This is a genomic window from Aneurinibacillus migulanus (assembly GCF_001274715.1).
GTDB lineage: Bacteria > Bacillota > Bacilli > Aneurinibacillales > Aneurinibacillaceae > Aneurinibacillus > Aneurinibacillus migulanus.
In genome coordinates, this window is the sequence record NZ_LGUG01000012.1 from 15,910 (window position 1) to 31,859 (window position 15,950).

Genomic DNA, 15,950 nt, shown 5'->3' on the forward strand with positions numbered 1-15,950 from the left:
ATTTTCGGTTTTTTATTTCCAGAATTTATTAGATAATCGTATACTAGCATTAGATTAAAAGATAAGGGAGAGAATAATGAGAGAGCAAAAATGGTATTTATCAAGCTGGTTTATTGCATTGATGTTTATGTTTTGGTTTTTAGTTGTTCCACTAGTTATCGGTATTATCCTTTTGATTCGGCAAAATAAAGAAAATCAAATAGTAAGAAAAGAGTGGGAAGATAGCGGCTTTGGTGATTTAGTTAGAATACAAGAAAGGAGAGACAAAATACAAAAAGAGGTACAGGAACTAATTGGTAATGCGGAAAAAGAAGCAAAAGGCATAATTGAAAGCGCTAAAACAGAGGGAGATGATTTGCGGAAAGTGGCGCAGGGAATAGTTGATAATGCAAAGAAAGAGGTAGTGGATTTAAAGAATGAGATAAGTGAGTTAACGAAGGAAGTACATAATGCTGAGCAAAAGAAGAAGGAATTACATAATGAAATAGTTGTCCTAGAGGATGAAGTTCTTTATCAATCATTTGGTTTTTATACACCAAAATATAACTTAGAAAATTCCGAAGCGTATAAACAAAGGCTTGAATCAGTCAGGAACAAACAAAAGGAAATGGTCAAAAATCGCAAGGCTACTATTCATTCGGATGATTGGCGACTCGACGGCAATAAACAAAAAGGAAAAGCCATGAATAATAATAACATAAAATTGACGATTCGCTCCTTTAACAACGAATGTGATGCGGCGATTAGTAAAGTTAAGTTCAATAATATCCAATCTATTGAAAAGCGTATCGAGAAAGCCTTTGACGCATTAAATAAAGTAAATAAGCATAATAAGATTGAAATTAAACAGGAATACTTTAAGTTAAAAAAAGAAGAGCTATATTTAGCATATGAGTATGAAAAGAAAAAAGAAGAGGAACGAGAAGAACAACGACGCATAAAAGAGCAGATGCGTGAGGAACAACGTGTTCTTCAAGAGATTAATAAAATTAAAGAGAAATTAGAGAAAGAGGAAACTCACTTTAAACAAGAGATAGATAAACTAAAGAAAAAATTAGAGACAGCAACAGGCAGTATGAAAGAATTAATAGAAACAAAAATAAGAGAGCTAGAAGAAAAACTTGTACTTATCGAAAAAGACAAAGAGGATGTATATAATCGGGAACAAAACACACGAGCCGGTTATGTTTATATTATTTCAAATATCGGTTCATTTGGAGAGAATGTCTACAAAATCGGAATGACCAGAAGGTTAGAACCAACGGAACGAATAAGGGAGTTAAGCGGAGCTTCTGTCCCTTTCGGTTTTGATATACATGCAATGATTTTTAGCGAAGATGCACCAAGTTTAGAAAATGCACTACATAAATCTTTCCGCAGGAAAAGCGTCAATAAGGTTAACCATCGAAAAGAGTTTTTCTATGTGACTTTAAAAGAAATAGAGGATATCGTAAAAAAGAATCATAATAAAGTCGTCGAATTCACCAAATTAGCTGAAGCGCAAGAATACAGACAAAGCGTCATGATAGATCAAACTCAACTTGAAGTAGCTGCCACTCGCTGAGTTAAGAATATGTAAAGTAAAAAACGACCGTTCCTATAAAGTGCGGTCGTTTTACTTATTTTTCAGTCTCCCTAAATTGCTTTAGTAATTCTTTTACAATTTTCTTTTTCTCGGGTGGTAGTTCCATCATTAAAAGCATTAGCTCTTTTCCTTCTGGATCATCCGCGAATAACTCTTCAACAGCCTCTTTTGTTAATGGTCTATCTTCATCACTATTTTTATTATCGTTTATAGCCAATTCAGAAGCGCTATTGTTTTTAATAACGTTTGTGGCGGGATTATCTGTTCTTCCAAGAAGGTAGTCGATAGATACACTGAAGAAATCAGCTAGTTTTTGAATTGTATCATAATCAGGATTTCTTCTTCCGATTTCATACTGTGCATAAGATCCCCTGGCGATGCTAAGAAGATCGGCCATATCTTGTTGTGTTTTCTTTCTTGATTTTCTTAAAGATTTAAGACGAATGGGAAATTCATTCATTGCAAAATCGATCTCCTTTCATTATTTATTATACTTATAATGCGTCAAAAAGACACATAAAAAAATGTTGTCAATTAGACGCAAGGGGTATTGACTATGTCATAGTGACACATTATAATGTAGTCATAGAGACGCAAAGGGGTGATGATATGAAACGACAATGGATGATTGATTCTCTTCAGAAGCTTGAAATATCTACAAGTGAATTAGCGAAAAAAGTGAAAGTTTCAAGGGGGCATATCGCCCATATTATAGGCGGAACCCGAACACCAAGTGTTCCGTTGGCGAAAAAAATTGCTAAGGTTTTAAAGGTAGAATGGACTCTTTTTTTTAATGAAAAATGCGTCAAAAAGCAACAAAATAAAATAACGGCATAATAAATTATATCCAAAATGACGCAAAATATAATCTGAAAATGTTTCCAATGAGTAAAACCACCGTTTAAAACTAGCGTAGTAAGCAAGGCGGGAAATGGTGTGGTAGAAACAATAGGAACATATGTGCTGATGTATATTAATACTGCGTAGTTTTTTTCGCCAAAAAAGAACATGCAGCCTGCTTATCCGCACCTTTATATCTGACTATTCAGATTTTTATTCTTTGTTTTTGGTATCTAAATAGCCTTATTTACTACGACAAAGAACGCCTCAACTACTGTTAAACAAATTGTAGCATAGGCAATCGTGGCAAAAAAGTGATCCAATGACACAAAACGAGGTGATATAAATGGCTTTTGGCACACATCAAAAAGAAGCCAGAGAAGCCGCTGGACTTACACAAACCGATTTCGCAGATGAGATTAATGTCAGCCGGTCCGCGGTTTCGATGGTAGAGCAAAACAGAAGGAAAATGCCTAAAGAAGTGATAGGGAAAAGCGTAGAAGTTATGGACGATGGATTATACGCTATAGCAGCCGCGCAAGAGGTGATCGGATATAGCTGGATTCCAGTCTTGAACGGTCCTGCGGTAGACCTTCATCGTTCTAGCGTAAAAGACAAAACGGAAGAAGAGCTAGAAGAAGTAATGGAAGCGATACGGAGTGTATGTCTTGCCAATCATCCAAAAAGCATGTCGGAGTATGATAACGCAAAACTGGACGAAGTTCTTGACGAAGCTGCCGAGGCTGTAGTGGCCTTGCTTCACTACATCGCTGTTATTTGCAGGGAATATAAAAAGTCCTGGCGACGGGTTTGGATTCGGATTTATCAAAAGTTCAAGGCGAAAGGATATATCAAGTAAGTGAGGTGAACAAATTGGACAAGCTTCAAGAGAAAAAGAACCTAGGTGATGACTTGTTTACTGAAATGGTCGCTGACATTAAGCAATACATACATGTGCATTATCAGACTAAGCGATATGTCCCATCTGTAGGCGAAATTCTATCGGACATGGTTTATACCGGTAATCTTCTTATCAACTTCTTAAATGGATTACGACCAGTACGAAAAGAAGCAGTGCATCATTTCGCTTACCTAGTATCTGAGGTAGTCCAGGAGGCTAAATACGAATACGAAGGGAGACGAAGCGCATGAAAATAAAAGTTGGGTTATGGCTGTCTCTTCCTAAGCACCAGAAGATAGGCATGCTACAAGCTTTGAAAAATGTGCAAGAAAGGTGGAGGAAAGAACGTGAGCAGGCTCAAGTCGCGTGAACAGAAAAGTCCGCTTACTATATTGGAACAAAATTTAAACATACAGGAAGTGTTAGAAAGAACAATGCTTTATGATATGAGCCTTATGGATGCGGAACAAAATGAGGCATACCTGGAACGATTAGTGATGAATAGGATAGCGCTTGAAGCAGAAAAGGCAAAATTCCAGAAAGGATGGGGCGCATGAGTCGAATTGAGAGATTTCTTGAAGCGTTAGAAGAGGCAAAGAAAGAAATAGAAACGTTTAAGCAGCAAGCGGAACAATATAAAAAAGAAGGCAATGAATGGGCCTATGACCTTGCTATGAAAGGTTACGAAATGAGCAAAACAATGTACGAGGAAGACAAGGAATTCTATACAAAAATAGCCGTCATGAGCGGGAACTCGATAACGGCCTAACAACTGGTTGTACACAATATACCATGCATACAGAAAAACAGCAAGCTTTATCTCAGTGGCTTGCTGTAGAGCCTACAGACAACTCTCTACCACCCCGGGGATTTATCGTCTGTAGGTCCTACAGCGCTCCTGAGAGTGCTAGAAAGGGGGAGAGGATAAATGAATGAACCTCAAAGAAACATTGCTGTTCGTTTGAAAAAAGAAGTCGCCAATCAAACGGCGACTCAAAGTAAATATGAAGTTCCTAAAATGTTTCTTCGGATTGATTTCTATGAATTCCCTGATTTATCACCTAAAAAAACAGAAGAACTTGAGACTGAATTACATGTAGCTATTAACAAAGTTTTAAACAAATATTTTAGTTGATTTTACCCTTGTTAGCATTTGGAAAAATCAACCGTTACGGGAAGGCCGCAATGAATACATTCTTTATCATTAAGTACTTGATAGCCAGAAGGATATGTAGCTTTTTCGCTATCCGGACATGTAACTAATAGCCAGTTTACTTCATCTGAAACAAGTTCAGGTGATTGGACTCCGCCGCCATGTCCAACAATTTCCCAACCTGAGTTTACAAGCTCGTTTTGCAGATTTGTTTTTTGCTCTTCGGTTAATGTCCGCATTCTAATTTGATGGACTTTACCCATAATTTCCACCCCTTTCGATATGGATTTGGAAGAATGCTAACTCGCCAAAGTATTGATTCCTCCGAAAGATACCATTCGACAAGGGGGATGGAAAATCCTACATCTTATCGGGCTATAAGCCCGACTATGGCCAACAGGACGAGCCTGTGTCCGGTGCAAGCCCGGTAACGGCCACCACAACCACAGGGGAGTGAAAGGAGTTGAAAACCTCCATTTCTTGCGTCGCATACGTACTTCCCCTGACTTTCATCTAAGCGAATACACAGGCGCGGCCATCGGAGCCGTATTGCTGGCGTAGAGGTAGGGGCGCCAGCTCGCTATCAAATGGAAGGAGGAAGCTAGTGGAACAGTCAAATAGCCCCACATTACATCAAAAGGAAGATGGAAGTTTGCAGTTAAGGGATCGTCTTCATTTTCTCTTTTGCGCTTGCGGAAAACCCGCTGTACATTACTTTCCTGATGAAGAAGATCACTGGAGATTTCAATGTGCTTCATGCGCTAAAGAGTAAGGAGGCGAAGGGATTGAAAAGCAGCAACATACTCATTGATGTTAATAAGACACAGTGCACCACATGCGAAAAATCATTTTATGAATTTGAAGAAAGCGAATTAAGCAACTGTCCTTACTGCAAAGAAGAACTAACATCATACAACACCAAGAGCGTTGAAGATAAGTATCTGCGTATTGTTATTAATCACGAAACTGGAGTAATTACGGCCCATGAGGAGGATGAACATTTTGTATAACGGCTACACTTGCCCGATCGCTGATTATCATAAGCTCGCCTTTGAGCACTGCGCTCAATGCGAATGCCTTCACGGTTGCTACGGCGACAGTGGAGAGCCGCTTTTCTTCGAACCAGCGTGTTCAGAAGGTCCGGTAATGGAAGAGAAATAAAAAACGACCTGCGGGAACAGGTCGTTTCAAAAAAGTCGCTCAAAAAATATCGTTAGTCCAATTATAGCACAGGGCGGCTTTCAAATTCAATAAGGAGGCATGACATATGGCCGTTCCAGAAAGAAATCTATCGTTAGTAAATCAGTCATCGGTACCTACACTTCAATTCGATGAAACAAAGCTTCAGGTGATTAAAAACACAGTGGCCAAAGGTGCAACGAATGATGAATTTCAGATGTTCATCCATTTGTGCCAGCGTTACAGCTTAGATCCTTTCCTAAAAGAAATATGGTTCATCAAATACGGAAACAGCCAGGATTCTCCTATCATCATGACTAGCCGGGATGGATACTTAAAAATCGCACAGCAAAACGAGAACTTTGAAGGCTTAAAATCCTTTGTTGTTCGAGAGGGAGATATATTCGAAATCGACGCCCAGACCGATGCGGTCATACACAAATTTGGAGCCAAACGAGGAAAAATCATCGGTGCGTGGGCGGCTGCTTACCATAAAACCCGCCGTCCCGCCGTCTGTTTTGTTGAATTCGAAGAGTACAAAAAGAACAGTGATGTATGGAAAAAGTATCCCTCTGCCATGATTCAAAAGGTTGCCGAAGTATTCGTTTTAAAACGTCAGTTCGGCATCTCCGGCCTTGTTACACAAGAAGAAATGAGCATTCCGAAAGAGGAAATGCCACATACAAAGAGCTACCGCGTGGATGATACGCCTTTGCAGACGGAACCGGAAATCATGTCACAAGAAGAACCGCCACAGATGGACGATGTAGCACGCAAACGCTACTTCCTAGACATGATGAACCGAATCAAGACGTCCGCCATCGTTGCCGGATATGCAGAAGACAAAGTAGGGCAGGAAATCCGAAAGGCAGGGGAACTGGTACTTGGTAAGCCAGAGCCTAAGGGTTGGATATGCGCAGATTGCCAAACGATACTCGACTATTTTGATGAACAACTAAAGTTTTAAATGATACGGCGGGGGCGGCCATGCCGCTCCTGCCCCATAGAAAGGAAAAGTTATATGAGCCAGAAGACGAATCAAGGTTGGATCAAACGGTTCAAAGTTGGAAAACGAACAGTAAAAGTTGAACGCAGAGCGGATGATGCTCCAATGGGTAGGTTTGGTGGCGGTTGGGAGTATTGCTTTGGAATTCAGATGGGAAAGAAAAAGTGGCGCGGAACTATCTACCTTATGTTGTGGAGATTTGAAGTACGGATAGATAAAAGGAGGGGATAGAGTGATAATCATATGTTCTTCTTGCAAAGAAAAAACAGCTTGGGATGATGCCTGCACAGTCGAAAGTTTAGAACATGTCACAGAAATTTGCTCTAAGTGCTATGAGAGGATTTTCGGCTTAAATTCCAAGTTAGAAAGGAAGGAAACAAAGTGACCGAACAAGAGTTGCAAGAGATACAGAATCGTTGGGCAGCTGCAACGCCTGGACCGTGGCGATGGGATGTAAACAAGACAGATAAATTAGTTCATCTATCAACTACCCATTCTGGAAGATATCATGTGATGCAATTTAGGCGATATGGCATGCAAGGTGCTCAACCTATGTTTCAAAAATACGAGAAGTATGAGGGGCCTGTAACGGAGCGGGGCAGCGAAGGGATGCACAAGGTAGAAGATTTTGCAATTCCTCGTGTATCTCATATGACTAAATACGGCCTAGACATTAATCATCCTGATGCACAGGCTATCGCTAATGCGCCAGAAGATGTACGGAAGTTGATAAAAGAGGTCAAGCGTCTGCAAAAAGAAAATCAAGCACTAAAAAGACAGCAAGAAACGCCAGTATAGGGGCTGAAAGCATGAATGATAAAACCGTTTATCGAGTCAAGAAAGACACCAATTTTATCGTAATGAACAAAACAGGGTTGCAGGACAAGCAGCTCTCATGGAAAGCAAAAGGGCTCCTGGCCTACATGCTCTCAATGCCGGATAACTGGAAGTTCCATAATGAAGAGTTGGCCACGCATTCCCCTGAAGGGGTCGGCGTCATTAAATCAGCCATCAAAGAGCTAAAGGAACGCGGATATGTTGTTCGGGAGCCCATTAGGGATGAAAAAGGAAAGGTCAAAGAATGGGGCACATTCGTTTATGAAGTACCACAAGCGCCAGAAGGTGAAAAGCCGCCTCTGGATGATAAACGTCCAGAAGTCAAAAATCCACCCACTGGGGAAACCAGCGGGTGGGAAAACCACCCTGTGGAAAATCGACCGCTACTAAATAATGATTTATCACTTAGTAATGATTTTACAGAGAAAGATAGATTGATTGATAGTAAGCAAGAACACGCGCAAGAGGATGATTTTGAACCTACTTCAAAACCAAAAGGCGACGGGATTCCGATTACCGCTCCTGGTGCCGTCCAGGAAGAAATATCGCCGACAGATCGGTTTAACAAGATTGAGCAGCATTATATCATGCGCCGTGGAGGATTTTGCTTAAACGGAAAAGACAGTAAGGCCATCACAGAGATTTTGAAAGAAGGAATATCGTCTGAAACCATTATTGCTGGTATCGACCGAGCATTTGATACCTATGAACCGAAATATTCAGGAGACAAAATCAGGGCATTCTCTTACTGCTCTACGGTCATTCGGCAAATGCACTACGAGAAAACAGAGCGGGAAAAGGCGCTACGAGATGTAGAGCGATTTAATCCAGATGAAGGATCAGTAAAGCCAACCGGTTCCACTAAACCTCATATAGGCGGGAAAAGAGGCTATCAGAATCAGCGTAAAGATGAATTACCGCCACTCATTCGCGAACAAATAGAACGACAACAGCGAATGGCTGCTGGTGAATTCAATCCATCCGAGGGAAAAGCTTCAGCCGAGGATACCGACGAAAAGAAACGTCGTGTACAAGAATTGCTGAAGGAGATGGGAGAGGTTAAAGCATGAGTGAGCAACTGAACCTGTTTGGCGAAAGTACAGGCGTTCAGGTCGGTTCCAGCAAGGGAGCTGGTAAAGCGGAAAGGGTAGTGCAGTCAACAACAGCGAATAAACCACGCCCCGGTGTATGTGAATGCGGGAGCGGAAAATTCAAACCGTTTCTACGTGACAGCTTATGGATACGCAAGTGCAAAAATGAGTTATGCGGAAAAGAAACCGTTGTGTAAGGGAGGGTAGACATGTCTCTTACGAAACATAAAAAATCTCAAATTAGGGTTCATATTGGTTACTTACTAGATACACAATGCGGACGCTGCGCCCAGAAAAGCCAGTTTCCAACAAACAAAAGAAGCGAAAGTGCAGAGTTTATCCAATATTGCAATACTCAATGCCCTGTAGGAATTAGGATACAACAAATGTACAACGCAATGTCGGAAGGAAAAAAAGTTAATTTTAGCAAGATGAAGCCAGTTAAAGCACCTATGATTAAAGCTCCTACAGCAACCTCATTAAAAAGACACAAGGTTCGTTGTGTAGATTGTCAGCATGAAACATATAGACCACAAAAAGAAGATGGATTCGGTACCTGTACAAAATGTGATGGAAAAATGAAGTTGAAAAATGTACGGCGCGGGCGTCCGCCAAAGCAAAAGGTGTCATCTACGTAGGGAGGAAGATAACGTGTGTAAAACATGCATATTCGTTGATTTGTGCGGGAGTCAAAAATGCGGTGATTATGTAGGCGATCCATGGAAAGTGGATGAAAGCATGGAACTACTGGAGGGAGAATATGCGCGAGATTAAGTTTAGGGCTTGGGATAAGCAAGAAAAAGAAATGTTTATGCCAGATACAGAGAATAACAATGAGATTTTTTTTGCTGGATTTGTTAATGGTGTGTTGCGCTGTTCGGAGAGCCAATATGACGAAGATGATGACTTTATCTTAATGCAATACACCGGGCTAAAAGATAAGAACGGTAAGGATATTTATGAGGGCGACCTTGTAAACAACGAAGATAATGAAACAGCAGTCATTATTTATGAAACCGGCAGCTTCTTGCTTCAATATCCTGATAGTCCACTTGATTTTGATTCTCTATTTGATTTTCAAGACGACCGACTAGAAATTATCGGAAACATCTATCAAAACCCGGAATTGCTGGAGGGAGAATATGCGAGAGATCAAGTTTAGAGCTTGGAATCCAGAAACAAAAACAATGGTGTATGAACTAGAAGAAATAAACTTGTTAGGTACAAATATAGTCGCTGGAATATCCTCTGGACTAATAAAAGCATCGTACATGAATGGTAGAGGATTGTGGATTGAAGCAGAACTTATGCAATACACCGGGCTGAAGGATCGGAATGGACGTGACATTTACGAGGGAGATATAAATGGTAGCGATGAGCCTATGTATGTAGCTTATCAAGATGGTTGTTTTGGTTTGAAATTCAAGAATAACCCTAGCTATTTTGATTCGTGTATTAACTGGGATCAACTCGAAATCATCGGAAACATCTATCAAAACCCGGAACTACTGGAGGAACAACATGGCTAGACGATTTTATAAACGGCGTCCAGAAGCATCCGGGCAAGCATTTGAGGACATTATCGACTCAACCAATTTGCAATATAAAAACGGCGAGGTAGCGCTAATACACAAACGCCCTACGCCAATCAAGGCATTGAAAACGCAAGGGAATCGCGTACTAAGTGGAGTCTTTGAAAAGAAAAGCACGGTCGATTATGACGGAATATATCGCGGTAAGGCGCTCTACTTTGAAGCGAAGAATACGCAAAGTGAGACAAGTTTTCCGCTTGCGAACATAGAGGCGCACCAGTTGGAACACTTCGAGGCAGCAGAAAAACACGGTGCCTTATGTTTTGTCCTGATCAGGTTTGAAAAGAAAGGAACCATCTTCTATGCTCCATTCTCGTTCATTCAGAAATGTCGGAAACGGGCCAAGGAAGGCGGGCGCAAAAGTATCGCATATAACGAATTCCTGGAACACTGTCCAGAAGTACCGGTAACTCTGCGGGCGAATATAGACTATCTGCTCTTTGTAGACCGGGAGATAGAAGGCGAGACAGCATGACAAACACAGACAAGGCGCTTGCGCTTATGCTTCCCCGCCTAAAAAGCAAAGAGAGTAGGCGAATAACCATGCTAGGTAATACGGCTATTCGTATGATAAAGCAACATCTGGATTGTTATGAATCGAAAAGGGGTTGTTTACATGGAAATGGTTAATCCTGGCGTACTGTACTTTGGCGGAAGACCTGTTATGGATGCGTTAAACGATTGGTTAAAACCGCAGGAGGCTAAAGACTACATACCGCCTAAGCCTGCTAAAGAAGTTCAGAAGGATGCAGTAGTAAATGTGAAGGAAAAGCAGTTGCAACGGTTACAGCGCATCGTGGAACGGACAAGAAAGCAACGGATTCGGCAGAAGGTAACTAAACGGATTGATCAATTCGAGCAATGCTCATAGGCGGGGTGAAAAACATGGCAGAACAGAAGAAAAAACGCGGTCCGGCCCCAGTGATTCTCTCGCGCAAAGTTTCGAACTGGATTAACCAAAGCACGACTAATTATCGGGTTGAAAGTTGGAAAGTCGGTGGTGGTCATTCATGGAGCGAAAAGAAATAATCGATGAATTGTTTCCTTGGCTACCAAAAGAAAAGCCAAAGGAAGAAAAACCACTATTTTGCGGCGGATGCAAGTACTTCCCGTTTTCAGGGAAACAGAAAGAGCGTTGCAGGAAGGTGTATTGGACCGTAAATGCAACAGATAACGCCTGCTGTCACTATAAGAGGCGACCAAGGAAACGAGCGTCAAAGGCTGCACAACAGACGATATTGCCACGTCAGATGTGGAAGCCCTGTGAAGAGTGTGGACGGTGGCTGAAGACGGCGGCAAGTATACAAGAAGGTGTAGGGCATGGGTGTAAGCGGAAGAAAGAAAGGATGAAGGACTAATGGCAAATGTACACTTTTTAAAAACGTGGCCAGAGTACTTCCAGGCGGTTTTTGATGGTAATAAAGCATTCGAAATTAGAAAGAACGATCGGAACTTTGCTGTAGGTGATTGGGTGGTCTTAAAAGAATGGTGCCCAGAAAAACAAGCATACACAGATAGGGAAGTAGCTGCTGAAATTATGTACATGACAAATTACGAACAAAAAGACGGTTATGTTGTTCTTTCTATCAAGCCAACTAAAGAAAGAGCAAAGGCAATGCCTAAATGGGTGCTAGATATAGCCAGAAAAAACGGATTATCCAAGCAAACCGTTCATTACCGTTTAAAAGAGTTAGGGATGGACATTGTAGAGGCTATCACAAGACCCGGGAGGTATAAGAGAGGGGTGAAGTAAGGTGAATCCTGCTCTTGCTAAGAAAGCAGCCAAACAAATTGAAAGTTGTTACCTGAAAGAAGAACGAGACGAAGTTTATGTAGCCGGTGCTGATATTGACTTTATCTGGTCCATGAAGCAAGTTCGACTATTTCGGAAACGTTGGAAAGAGAATGTGCCCTTAGATGAGATTGCGGCAGAGTTAGGACGTGAACTTTATGACGTAGAAGAATTGGCCTTGGATCAATCGAGAAAGGGACGAATTAAGAAACGTGCTGGCGGTGCATACGGACAAGCTGTATAGCGCACTAAGGCGATATGACGAAAAGCGAAAGGATGAGAAATTTGTGGCCAACGAAATTTTACAAGGAGATTGCAAAGAAGTTTTAAAACAAAAACCGGACGGATATTTTAATTGCTGCGTTACTTCTCCTCCGTATTGGGGATTACGTGACTATGGTATTCCACCGTCAAGCTGGCCAGCAATGACATACTCACCGATGCCAGGCTTACCGGATATTCATATTCCAGAATGGACTGGATGCCTGGGCTTGGAGCCGACGCCAGAAATGTTCGTCGCTCATATGGTCCTGGTGTTCCGGGAAGTACGACGCACACTGCGGGATGACGGAACGCTTTGGCTGAATTTTGGAGATAGCTACGCTGGTAATCCGCGTAGGGATGAAGGATTTAATGCTCGCTGGCACGGTAAACACTATCTGTCTGATAAGCAGGGTGAGACGGCACGAACAAGGCCAAGGCGAGATATGCCGGACGGATTAAAACAGAAGGATCTTGTTGGTATTCCGTGGCGCGTAGCATTCGCACTACAGGCGGACGGATGGTATTTGCGAATGGATAACATCTGGCACAAACCAAATTGCATGCCTGAGAGTGTGGTTGACAGACCAACTAAGGCCCATGAATACATGTTCCTTCTGAGTAAAAGCAAAAAGTATTATTACGATGCTGAAGCAATAAAAGAACCTGCAGTCGGATTCGACTTTCGTCCTCCAGCTGGATCAGAAGGTGCATTTGGTCCACAACAATCGAGAAGACGAAAAGGCAACAGTAAAACTTTTCGTGGTGGTGGCCAATATACGCAAGGTCAAAGCTTCGACAATTCAAATACAGTTATCCGAGAAAGCCATGGTAACCAGCCAAACGAATCCGGAATGCGAAATAAGCGCTCGGTTTGGACAGTGGCCACAGCACAATTAGCAGAAAGTCATTTTGCGACGTTTCCGGAAAAACTGATTGAGCCATGTATCTTAGCTGGTTGTCCTGAAGGCGGAAGGGTGCTGGACCCATTCTTCGGATCCGGAACAACTGGAAGAGTGGCCATGAAGTACAATCGTGAGTTTACAGGTATTGATTTGAACGATAAATATATCAATCTTTCGCAAAAGCGTACTTCTAGCGTTCAAGCAGTTCTAAACCTGTAGCACAGTATTCACACTTTAGCCCATATTGCGATAAGGAGGAATGAAACTATGCTAACGACAGAAGAAAAGAAGTGGCTCGCACTTGTTTTACGTGACACATTCAATGATGGAGCGGATGTGGCAGATGAGGATATTCATTTGTATGAATCTATCATGAGTAAATTAGAAGCTTAATTCGGCAATATAGCGAAAAGTCATTTGCTCACTAACGGAGGAGAAATAATGGTTGGATATGAGTTCGAAAATGTTGAAGTAAAAGAAGATTTTGAGATTTATGAGTATGATGACGATGGTGAAATAATTGACACTTTAGTTATTAAAAAAGGCACTAAGGGTGTAGTCGAATCAATGGGGTTGTATCTACCGAGGGACCCAGAACCATATTACGATTTAATGTTTTATTTAGAGGATGGCAATGAGGTTGATGTTTGTCTGTACGAGAGTGAAATGGAGCAGTTCATAGCACTAAATTAATTCGCACTTCAGCCCATATTGCGAAAAAGGAGGGATAAACCATGTCAAACGTAGTTGAAGAAATCCGTAATGAATTAAAATCCAAAATTGCAGTAATTGATAAACGTATAGAACGTAGGAGTGGAGCAAATTATCACGATGAAACTAAAAAGATAGAGATGCTTCATGGTGAAGCTTTAGCCTATGAAAAAGTACTAAAGATGTTAGAAAAGTACGGATTATCGTAAACAAGTCGATTTAAGTATACGCAAAACAACCCTTAAACGAAAAGGAGAGGATATAATGAGTAACCTTCGCGTAATTGCAAACGAGCTAATCCCAGTGTACGCAACTGAAGATAACCAACGATTAATCAATGGCCGTGAGCTTCATGGATTCCTTGGAGTAGAGGATAAGTTTTCTCAATGGATTCAGCGACGCATTGAAAAGTACGGATTCGAAGCTGGTGAGGACTTTTTCACAATTCCGGGAAAAAGTCAGGGTGGCCGCCCTTCTGTTGAATATCTTCTCACTATGGATACAGCCAAAGAAATATCAATGGTAGAAAACAATGAACGAGGGCGACAAGTACGCAAATATTTCATTGAAATGGAAAGGCGGGCCAAAGAAGTAAAGAACAACGTCATCCCTCTCGATGAGCGTCAGGTACGCATGGAGCTACTAAAATCAGCACTTGAACATGAGGAACGGCTTGAATCAGTAGAGCAGCGACTTACAGAAGTAACCCGTAAGGTAGAAGAACAAATCACCCTACAACATCATGAGCAGTATACGCTACAAAAAGCAATCAATCGTCGGGTACTTGATTTAGCTGAACGGGTCGAATTTCAACAACTAGGATTTAATGAACAAGATCGTATTACTCCAGACCTTGGAAAAGTAAAGAGGAAGCTATATAGCCAGATTCACCGCTCCATCAAAGATTGTTTCGCTGTCGCCAGTTATCGAGATATACGCCGATGCGATTTTGAAGAAGCAATGAAGTATGTACAAGCTTGGCGTCCGCGTTTGGCAGCATAAAAAGTGCCGGTCCAAATTGACCGGCTAGAAAAGAAACGTTATAAAACAACATTGGGCGTCCCGGCCCCCACCGGAGCGCCCACCTAAAGAATATAACACAAGCCTATGAACGGATGAAATAGAACATATGGGAAGGGAAACAAAGGATGAAAAGAAAAGGCGACTCCTCATTCATTGAGAAGAGAGTCAACAATATAACCTATCCGCTCCCGAAAGAGCGTATGCGTGATGAGGATACCTTTCTCAACTGCCGGTGGTGCGGTGTAGAGCTGAACGACAAACGGAAACGTTTCTGCTGCCAAGAACACCGCGACGAATGGTTAGACGTTATCTACTGGCCTGAAGACTTCCAACGGCAAAGGAAGAAGGCGCTAGAGCGTGATAAGAAAACCTGTCAGGAGTGTGGAATGACAAACCTAGAGCACATAAAAAAGTTTAATCAAAGTTTACATGCTCATCATATTGTCCCTCGCATCGATGGCGGTAGCAACTATGTAGATAATCTCGTCATGCTCTGCCAAGAATGCCATATCAAGCGACATAAGGCCATGGGAGAAGAAGTGAAATGGAAAGACAAGAAAGCGGTGAATGCTCATGCAAGTAACTGAACACGAACACATTGAACAAATGGATATATTCCAACTAGAGCCAAGCCAGCCACAGGAGGTCGCCTCACAAGACAAACTGTACTCTGTCGGTTACTACGATTATAAAGATTGCTTCTTTCGTATAACGGTACCAGCTCCCGACATGGAGACAGCGAAACAAAAGGTTTTGAGACAGGAAGTAAGGCATCCAAAGTCATACGGCTGCTTGCGTACCTGGAGAATCAAAGAGATTAAATAGGAGGAAACATGGACACCAAAGAACAAACATGCAGCTTATGCGAAGGGAAAGGACGTACAGGAGGCCATGAATGCCCTTCCTGTGGGGGCAAAGGATACATTGATGTAATTGATTGCGAAAAGCAAATTGACCCGATATGGGACAAGCTGAAGCTGTCTGATGAACCGGAATTTTAGGAGTAAAAAATAAGCCCCTTCATTTGAAGGGGCAAGAGTTAGGGGAGTAAATCATGATGCTATTACCTACACA

Annotated in this window: 33 protein-coding genes; 31 read left to right on the forward strand and 2 right to left on the reverse strand. The window is 41.7% G+C overall.

What is annotated here, in order from left to right:
• Positions 1 to 76: 76 nt before the first annotated feature.
• Positions 77 to 1,564 carry a DUF4041 domain-containing protein gene (locus AF333_RS28775; protein ID WP_200894917.1) on the forward strand — a complete coding sequence of 496 codons (1,488 nt, stop codon included), beginning with the start codon at positions 77 to 79 and terminating at the stop codon, positions 1,562 to 1,564.
• 55 nt (positions 1,565 to 1,619) lie between these two features.
• Here AF333_RS28775 and AF333_RS28780 read toward each other — a convergent pair whose 3' ends face one another.
• Entirely contained in the window at positions 1,620 to 2,045 is a 426-nt protein-coding gene (locus tag AF333_RS28780; protein WP_052811661.1) for a helix-turn-helix domain-containing protein, read from the reverse strand.
• Positions 2,046 to 2,194: 149 nt separating this feature from the next.
• Here AF333_RS28780 and AF333_RS28785 point away from each other — a divergent pair, with 149 nt between their 5' ends.
• The 6 genes from AF333_RS28785 (at position 2,195) to AF333_RS28810 (ending at position 4,461) form a co-directional block, all read left to right on the forward strand.
• A complete protein-coding gene (locus AF333_RS28785) occupies positions 2,195 to 2,422 on the forward strand; it encodes a helix-turn-helix transcriptional regulator (RefSeq protein WP_043063308.1) in 228 nt (75 codons plus the stop codon).
• Positions 2,423 to 2,771: 349 nt separating this feature from the next.
• The gene (locus AF333_RS28790; protein WP_043063273.1) at positions 2,772 to 3,284 is read left to right on the forward strand and encodes a helix-turn-helix domain-containing protein; all 513 of its coding nucleotides are present in this window, start codon (positions 2,772 to 2,774) and stop codon (positions 3,282 to 3,284) included.
• A gap of 14 nt (positions 3,285 to 3,298) precedes the next feature.
• Positions 3,299 to 3,577: a hypothetical protein gene (locus tag AF333_RS28795; RefSeq protein ID WP_043063272.1), complete on the forward strand. Its 279-nt coding sequence runs from the start codon at positions 3,299 to 3,301 to the stop codon at positions 3,575 to 3,577.
• Between the two features lie 96 nt (positions 3,578 to 3,673).
• Positions 3,674 to 3,883 carry a hypothetical protein gene (locus tag AF333_RS28800; RefSeq protein WP_043063271.1) on the forward strand — a complete coding sequence of 70 codons (210 nt, stop codon included), beginning with the start codon at positions 3,674 to 3,676 and terminating at the stop codon, positions 3,881 to 3,883.
• Positions 3,880 to 4,095, forward strand: coding sequence for a hypothetical protein (locus AF333_RS28805; protein ID WP_043063270.1), 216 nt, complete (start codon positions 3,880 to 3,882; stop codon positions 4,093 to 4,095). The genes AF333_RS28800 and AF333_RS28805 overlap by 4 nt, the downstream gene beginning before the upstream one ends.
• 159 nt (positions 4,096 to 4,254) lie before the next feature.
• Complete coding sequence (locus tag AF333_RS28810) at positions 4,255 to 4,461, forward strand: hypothetical protein (RefSeq protein ID WP_043063269.1); 207 nt, start codon at positions 4,255 to 4,257, stop codon at positions 4,459 to 4,461.
• A gap of 11 nt (positions 4,462 to 4,472) precedes the next feature.
• Here AF333_RS28810 and AF333_RS28815 read toward each other — a convergent pair whose 3' ends face one another.
• Positions 4,473 to 4,742 (reverse strand): hypothetical protein, encoded by a 270-nt coding sequence (locus AF333_RS28815; RefSeq protein WP_043063268.1) that lies wholly within the window; start codon positions 4,740 to 4,742, stop codon positions 4,473 to 4,475.
• Positions 4,743 to 5,201: 459 nt separating this feature from the next.
• Here AF333_RS28815 and AF333_RS28820 point away from each other — a divergent pair, with 459 nt between their 5' ends.
• The 24 genes from AF333_RS28820 to AF333_RS34030 all read left to right on the forward strand — a co-directional run bounded on the left by AF333_RS28820 (position 5,202) and on the right by AF333_RS34030 (position 15,877).
• Positions 5,202 to 5,489 carry a hypothetical protein gene (locus AF333_RS28820; RefSeq protein WP_235497050.1) on the forward strand — a complete coding sequence of 96 codons (288 nt, stop codon included), beginning with the start codon at positions 5,202 to 5,204 and terminating at the stop codon, positions 5,487 to 5,489.
• Between the two features lie 257 nt (positions 5,490 to 5,746).
• Complete coding sequence (bet, locus tag AF333_RS28825; protein ID WP_043063266.1) at positions 5,747 to 6,625, forward strand: phage recombination protein Bet; 879 nt, start codon at positions 5,747 to 5,749, stop codon at positions 6,623 to 6,625.
• 54 nt (positions 6,626 to 6,679) lie between these two features.
• A complete protein-coding gene (locus AF333_RS28830) occupies positions 6,680 to 6,895 on the forward strand; it encodes a hypothetical protein (RefSeq protein WP_043063265.1) in 216 nt (71 codons plus the stop codon).
• 150 nt (positions 6,896 to 7,045) lie between these two features.
• A complete protein-coding gene (locus AF333_RS28835; RefSeq protein WP_043063264.1) occupies positions 7,046 to 7,462 on the forward strand; it encodes a hypothetical protein in 417 nt (138 codons plus the stop codon).
• Between the two features lie 11 nt (positions 7,463 to 7,473).
• Positions 7,474 to 8,571 (forward strand): helix-turn-helix domain-containing protein, encoded by a 1,098-nt coding sequence (locus tag AF333_RS28840; protein WP_052811660.1) that lies wholly within the window; start codon positions 7,474 to 7,476, stop codon positions 8,569 to 8,571.
• Complete coding sequence (locus AF333_RS28845; protein ID WP_043063263.1) at positions 8,568 to 8,789, forward strand: hypothetical protein; 222 nt, start codon at positions 8,568 to 8,570, stop codon at positions 8,787 to 8,789. Before AF333_RS28840 ends, AF333_RS28845 begins: the two co-directional genes overlap by 4 nt.
• A gap of 12 nt (positions 8,790 to 8,801) precedes the next feature.
• A complete protein-coding gene (locus tag AF333_RS28850; RefSeq protein ID WP_043063262.1) occupies positions 8,802 to 9,230 on the forward strand; it encodes a zinc-finger domain-containing protein in 429 nt (142 codons plus the stop codon).
• Positions 9,231 to 9,243: 13 nt separating this feature from the next.
• Entirely contained in the window at positions 9,244 to 9,366 is a 123-nt protein-coding gene (locus AF333_RS37055; protein ID WP_255322248.1) for a hypothetical protein, read from the forward strand.
• Positions 9,353 to 9,754, forward strand: a complete 402-nt coding sequence (locus tag AF333_RS28855; protein ID WP_043063261.1) for a YopX family protein — start codon at positions 9,353 to 9,355, stop codon at positions 9,752 to 9,754. The genes AF333_RS37055 and AF333_RS28855 overlap by 14 nt, the downstream gene beginning before the upstream one ends.
• Positions 9,735 to 10,121 (forward strand): YopX family protein, encoded by a 387-nt coding sequence (locus tag AF333_RS28860; protein WP_052811659.1) that lies wholly within the window; start codon positions 9,735 to 9,737, stop codon positions 10,119 to 10,121. Before AF333_RS28855 ends, AF333_RS28860 begins: the two co-directional genes overlap by 20 nt.
• Positions 10,114 to 10,659, forward strand: a complete 546-nt coding sequence (locus AF333_RS28865; protein ID WP_043063260.1) for a Holliday junction resolvase RecU — start codon at positions 10,114 to 10,116, stop codon at positions 10,657 to 10,659. Before AF333_RS28860 ends, AF333_RS28865 begins: the two co-directional genes overlap by 8 nt.
• A 141-nt stretch (positions 10,660 to 10,800) precedes the next feature.
• A complete protein-coding gene (locus AF333_RS28870; protein WP_043063259.1) occupies positions 10,801 to 11,055 on the forward strand; it encodes a hypothetical protein in 255 nt (84 codons plus the stop codon).
• A gap of 14 nt (positions 11,056 to 11,069) precedes the next feature.
• Entirely contained in the window at positions 11,070 to 11,213 is a 144-nt protein-coding gene (locus AF333_RS34025; RefSeq protein WP_158502248.1) for a hypothetical protein, read from the forward strand.
• Complete coding sequence (locus AF333_RS28875) at positions 11,195 to 11,542, forward strand: DUF6011 domain-containing protein (RefSeq protein ID WP_043063258.1); 348 nt, start codon at positions 11,195 to 11,197, stop codon at positions 11,540 to 11,542. Before AF333_RS34025 ends, AF333_RS28875 begins: the two co-directional genes overlap by 19 nt.
• Entirely contained in the window at positions 11,542 to 11,937 is a 396-nt protein-coding gene (locus AF333_RS37265) for an ASCH/PUA domain-containing protein (RefSeq protein ID WP_074715300.1), read from the forward strand. Before AF333_RS28875 ends, AF333_RS37265 begins: the two co-directional genes overlap by 1 nt.
• A 1-nt stretch (position 11,938) precedes the next feature.
• Complete coding sequence (locus tag AF333_RS28885; protein WP_043063257.1) at positions 11,939 to 12,220, forward strand: hypothetical protein; 282 nt, start codon at positions 11,939 to 11,941, stop codon at positions 12,218 to 12,220.
• Positions 12,221 to 12,263: 43 nt separating this feature from the next.
• Positions 12,264 to 13,361 carry a DNA-methyltransferase gene (locus AF333_RS28890; protein WP_052811658.1) on the forward strand — a complete coding sequence of 366 codons (1,098 nt, stop codon included), beginning with the start codon at positions 12,264 to 12,266 and terminating at the stop codon, positions 13,359 to 13,361.
• Positions 13,362 to 13,409: 48 nt separating this feature from the next.
• Complete coding sequence (locus AF333_RS37060; RefSeq protein WP_255322249.1) at positions 13,410 to 13,535, forward strand: hypothetical protein; 126 nt, start codon at positions 13,410 to 13,412, stop codon at positions 13,533 to 13,535.
• A gap of 48 nt (positions 13,536 to 13,583) precedes the next feature.
• On the forward strand, positions 13,584 to 13,835 hold the full coding sequence (locus AF333_RS28895) for a hypothetical protein (RefSeq protein ID WP_043063256.1): 252 nt from the start codon (positions 13,584 to 13,586) through the stop codon (positions 13,833 to 13,835).
• A 41-nt stretch (positions 13,836 to 13,876) separates the two neighbouring features.
• Positions 13,877 to 14,062 (forward strand): hypothetical protein, encoded by a 186-nt coding sequence (locus tag AF333_RS28900; RefSeq protein WP_043063255.1) that lies wholly within the window; start codon positions 13,877 to 13,879, stop codon positions 14,060 to 14,062.
• Between the two features lie 55 nt (positions 14,063 to 14,117).
• Positions 14,118 to 14,855: an antA/AntB antirepressor family protein gene (locus AF333_RS28905; RefSeq protein WP_052811657.1), complete on the forward strand. Its 738-nt coding sequence runs from the start codon at positions 14,118 to 14,120 to the stop codon at positions 14,853 to 14,855.
• A 146-nt stretch (positions 14,856 to 15,001) separates the two neighbouring features.
• Positions 15,002 to 15,463, forward strand: coding sequence for an HNH endonuclease (locus AF333_RS28910; protein WP_043063254.1), 462 nt, complete (start codon positions 15,002 to 15,004; stop codon positions 15,461 to 15,463).
• Entirely contained in the window at positions 15,450 to 15,701 is a 252-nt protein-coding gene (locus AF333_RS28915; protein WP_139189086.1) for a hypothetical protein, read from the forward strand. The genes AF333_RS28910 and AF333_RS28915 overlap by 14 nt, the downstream gene beginning before the upstream one ends.
• Before the next feature lie 8 nt (positions 15,702 to 15,709).
• Positions 15,710 to 15,877: a hypothetical protein gene (locus AF333_RS34030; RefSeq protein WP_158502246.1), complete on the forward strand. Its 168-nt coding sequence runs from the start codon at positions 15,710 to 15,712 to the stop codon at positions 15,875 to 15,877.
• Positions 15,878 to 15,950: the final 73 nt, after the last annotated feature.

What these genes read in the sequence shown, in the direction of transcription:
- AF333_RS28775 (WP_200894917.1), top strand. Translation starts at nt 77, where the DNA reads ATGAGAGAGCAAAAATGGTATTTATCAAGCTGGTTTATTGCATTGATG.
- AF333_RS28780 (WP_052811661.1), bottom strand. Translation starts at nt 2,045, where the DNA reads ATGAATGAATTTCCCATTCGTCTTAAATCTTTAAGAAAATCAAGAAAG.
- AF333_RS28785 (WP_043063308.1), top strand. Translation starts at nt 2,195, where the DNA reads ATGAAACGACAATGGATGATTGATTCTCTTCAGAAGCTTGAAATATCT.
- AF333_RS28790 (WP_043063273.1), top strand. Translation starts at nt 2,772, where the DNA reads ATGGCTTTTGGCACACATCAAAAAGAAGCCAGAGAAGCCGCTGGACTT.
- AF333_RS28805 (WP_043063270.1), top strand. Translation starts at nt 3,880, where the DNA reads ATGAGTCGAATTGAGAGATTTCTTGAAGCGTTAGAAGAGGCAAAGAAA.
- AF333_RS28810 (WP_043063269.1), top strand. Translation starts at nt 4,255, where the DNA reads ATGAATGAACCTCAAAGAAACATTGCTGTTCGTTTGAAAAAAGAAGTC.
- AF333_RS28815 (WP_043063268.1), bottom strand. Translation starts at nt 4,742, where the DNA reads ATGGGTAAAGTCCATCAAATTAGAATGCGGACATTAACCGAAGAGCAA.
- AF333_RS28820 (WP_235497050.1), top strand. Translation starts at nt 5,202, where the DNA reads ATGAAGAAGATCACTGGAGATTTCAATGTGCTTCATGCGCTAAAGAGT.
- bet (WP_043063266.1), top strand. Translation starts at nt 5,747, where the DNA reads ATGGCCGTTCCAGAAAGAAATCTATCGTTAGTAAATCAGTCATCGGTA.
- AF333_RS28830 (WP_043063265.1), top strand. Translation starts at nt 6,680, where the DNA reads ATGAGCCAGAAGACGAATCAAGGTTGGATCAAACGGTTCAAAGTTGGA.
- AF333_RS28840 (WP_052811660.1), top strand. Translation starts at nt 7,474, where the DNA reads ATGAATGATAAAACCGTTTATCGAGTCAAGAAAGACACCAATTTTATC.
- AF333_RS28845 (WP_043063263.1), top strand. Translation starts at nt 8,568, where the DNA reads ATGAGTGAGCAACTGAACCTGTTTGGCGAAAGTACAGGCGTTCAGGTC.
- AF333_RS28850 (WP_043063262.1), top strand. Translation starts at nt 8,802, where the DNA reads ATGTCTCTTACGAAACATAAAAAATCTCAAATTAGGGTTCATATTGGT.
- AF333_RS28855 (WP_043063261.1), top strand. Translation starts at nt 9,353, where the DNA reads ATGCGCGAGATTAAGTTTAGGGCTTGGGATAAGCAAGAAAAAGAAATG.
- AF333_RS28860 (WP_052811659.1), top strand. Translation starts at nt 9,735, where the DNA reads ATGCGAGAGATCAAGTTTAGAGCTTGGAATCCAGAAACAAAAACAATG.
- AF333_RS28865 (WP_043063260.1), top strand. Translation starts at nt 10,114, where the DNA reads ATGGCTAGACGATTTTATAAACGGCGTCCAGAAGCATCCGGGCAAGCA.
- AF333_RS28870 (WP_043063259.1), top strand. Translation starts at nt 10,801, where the DNA reads ATGGAAATGGTTAATCCTGGCGTACTGTACTTTGGCGGAAGACCTGTT.
- AF333_RS34025 (WP_158502248.1), top strand. Translation starts at nt 11,070, where the DNA reads ATGGCAGAACAGAAGAAAAAACGCGGTCCGGCCCCAGTGATTCTCTCG.
- AF333_RS28875 (WP_043063258.1), top strand. Translation starts at nt 11,195, where the DNA reads ATGGAGCGAAAAGAAATAATCGATGAATTGTTTCCTTGGCTACCAAAA.
- AF333_RS37265 (WP_074715300.1), top strand. Translation starts at nt 11,542, where the DNA reads ATGGCAAATGTACACTTTTTAAAAACGTGGCCAGAGTACTTCCAGGCG.
- AF333_RS37060 (WP_255322249.1), top strand. Translation starts at nt 13,410, where the DNA reads ATGCTAACGACAGAAGAAAAGAAGTGGCTCGCACTTGTTTTACGTGAC.
- AF333_RS28895 (WP_043063256.1), top strand. Translation starts at nt 13,584, where the DNA reads ATGGTTGGATATGAGTTCGAAAATGTTGAAGTAAAAGAAGATTTTGAG.
- AF333_RS28900 (WP_043063255.1), top strand. Translation starts at nt 13,877, where the DNA reads ATGTCAAACGTAGTTGAAGAAATCCGTAATGAATTAAAATCCAAAATT.
- AF333_RS28905 (WP_052811657.1), top strand. Translation starts at nt 14,118, where the DNA reads ATGAGTAACCTTCGCGTAATTGCAAACGAGCTAATCCCAGTGTACGCA.
- AF333_RS28910 (WP_043063254.1), top strand. Translation starts at nt 15,002, where the DNA reads ATGAAAAGAAAAGGCGACTCCTCATTCATTGAGAAGAGAGTCAACAAT.
- AF333_RS28915 (WP_139189086.1), top strand. Translation starts at nt 15,450, where the DNA reads ATGCAAGTAACTGAACACGAACACATTGAACAAATGGATATATTCCAA.
- AF333_RS34030 (WP_158502246.1), top strand. Translation starts at nt 15,710, where the DNA reads ATGGACACCAAAGAACAAACATGCAGCTTATGCGAAGGGAAAGGACGT.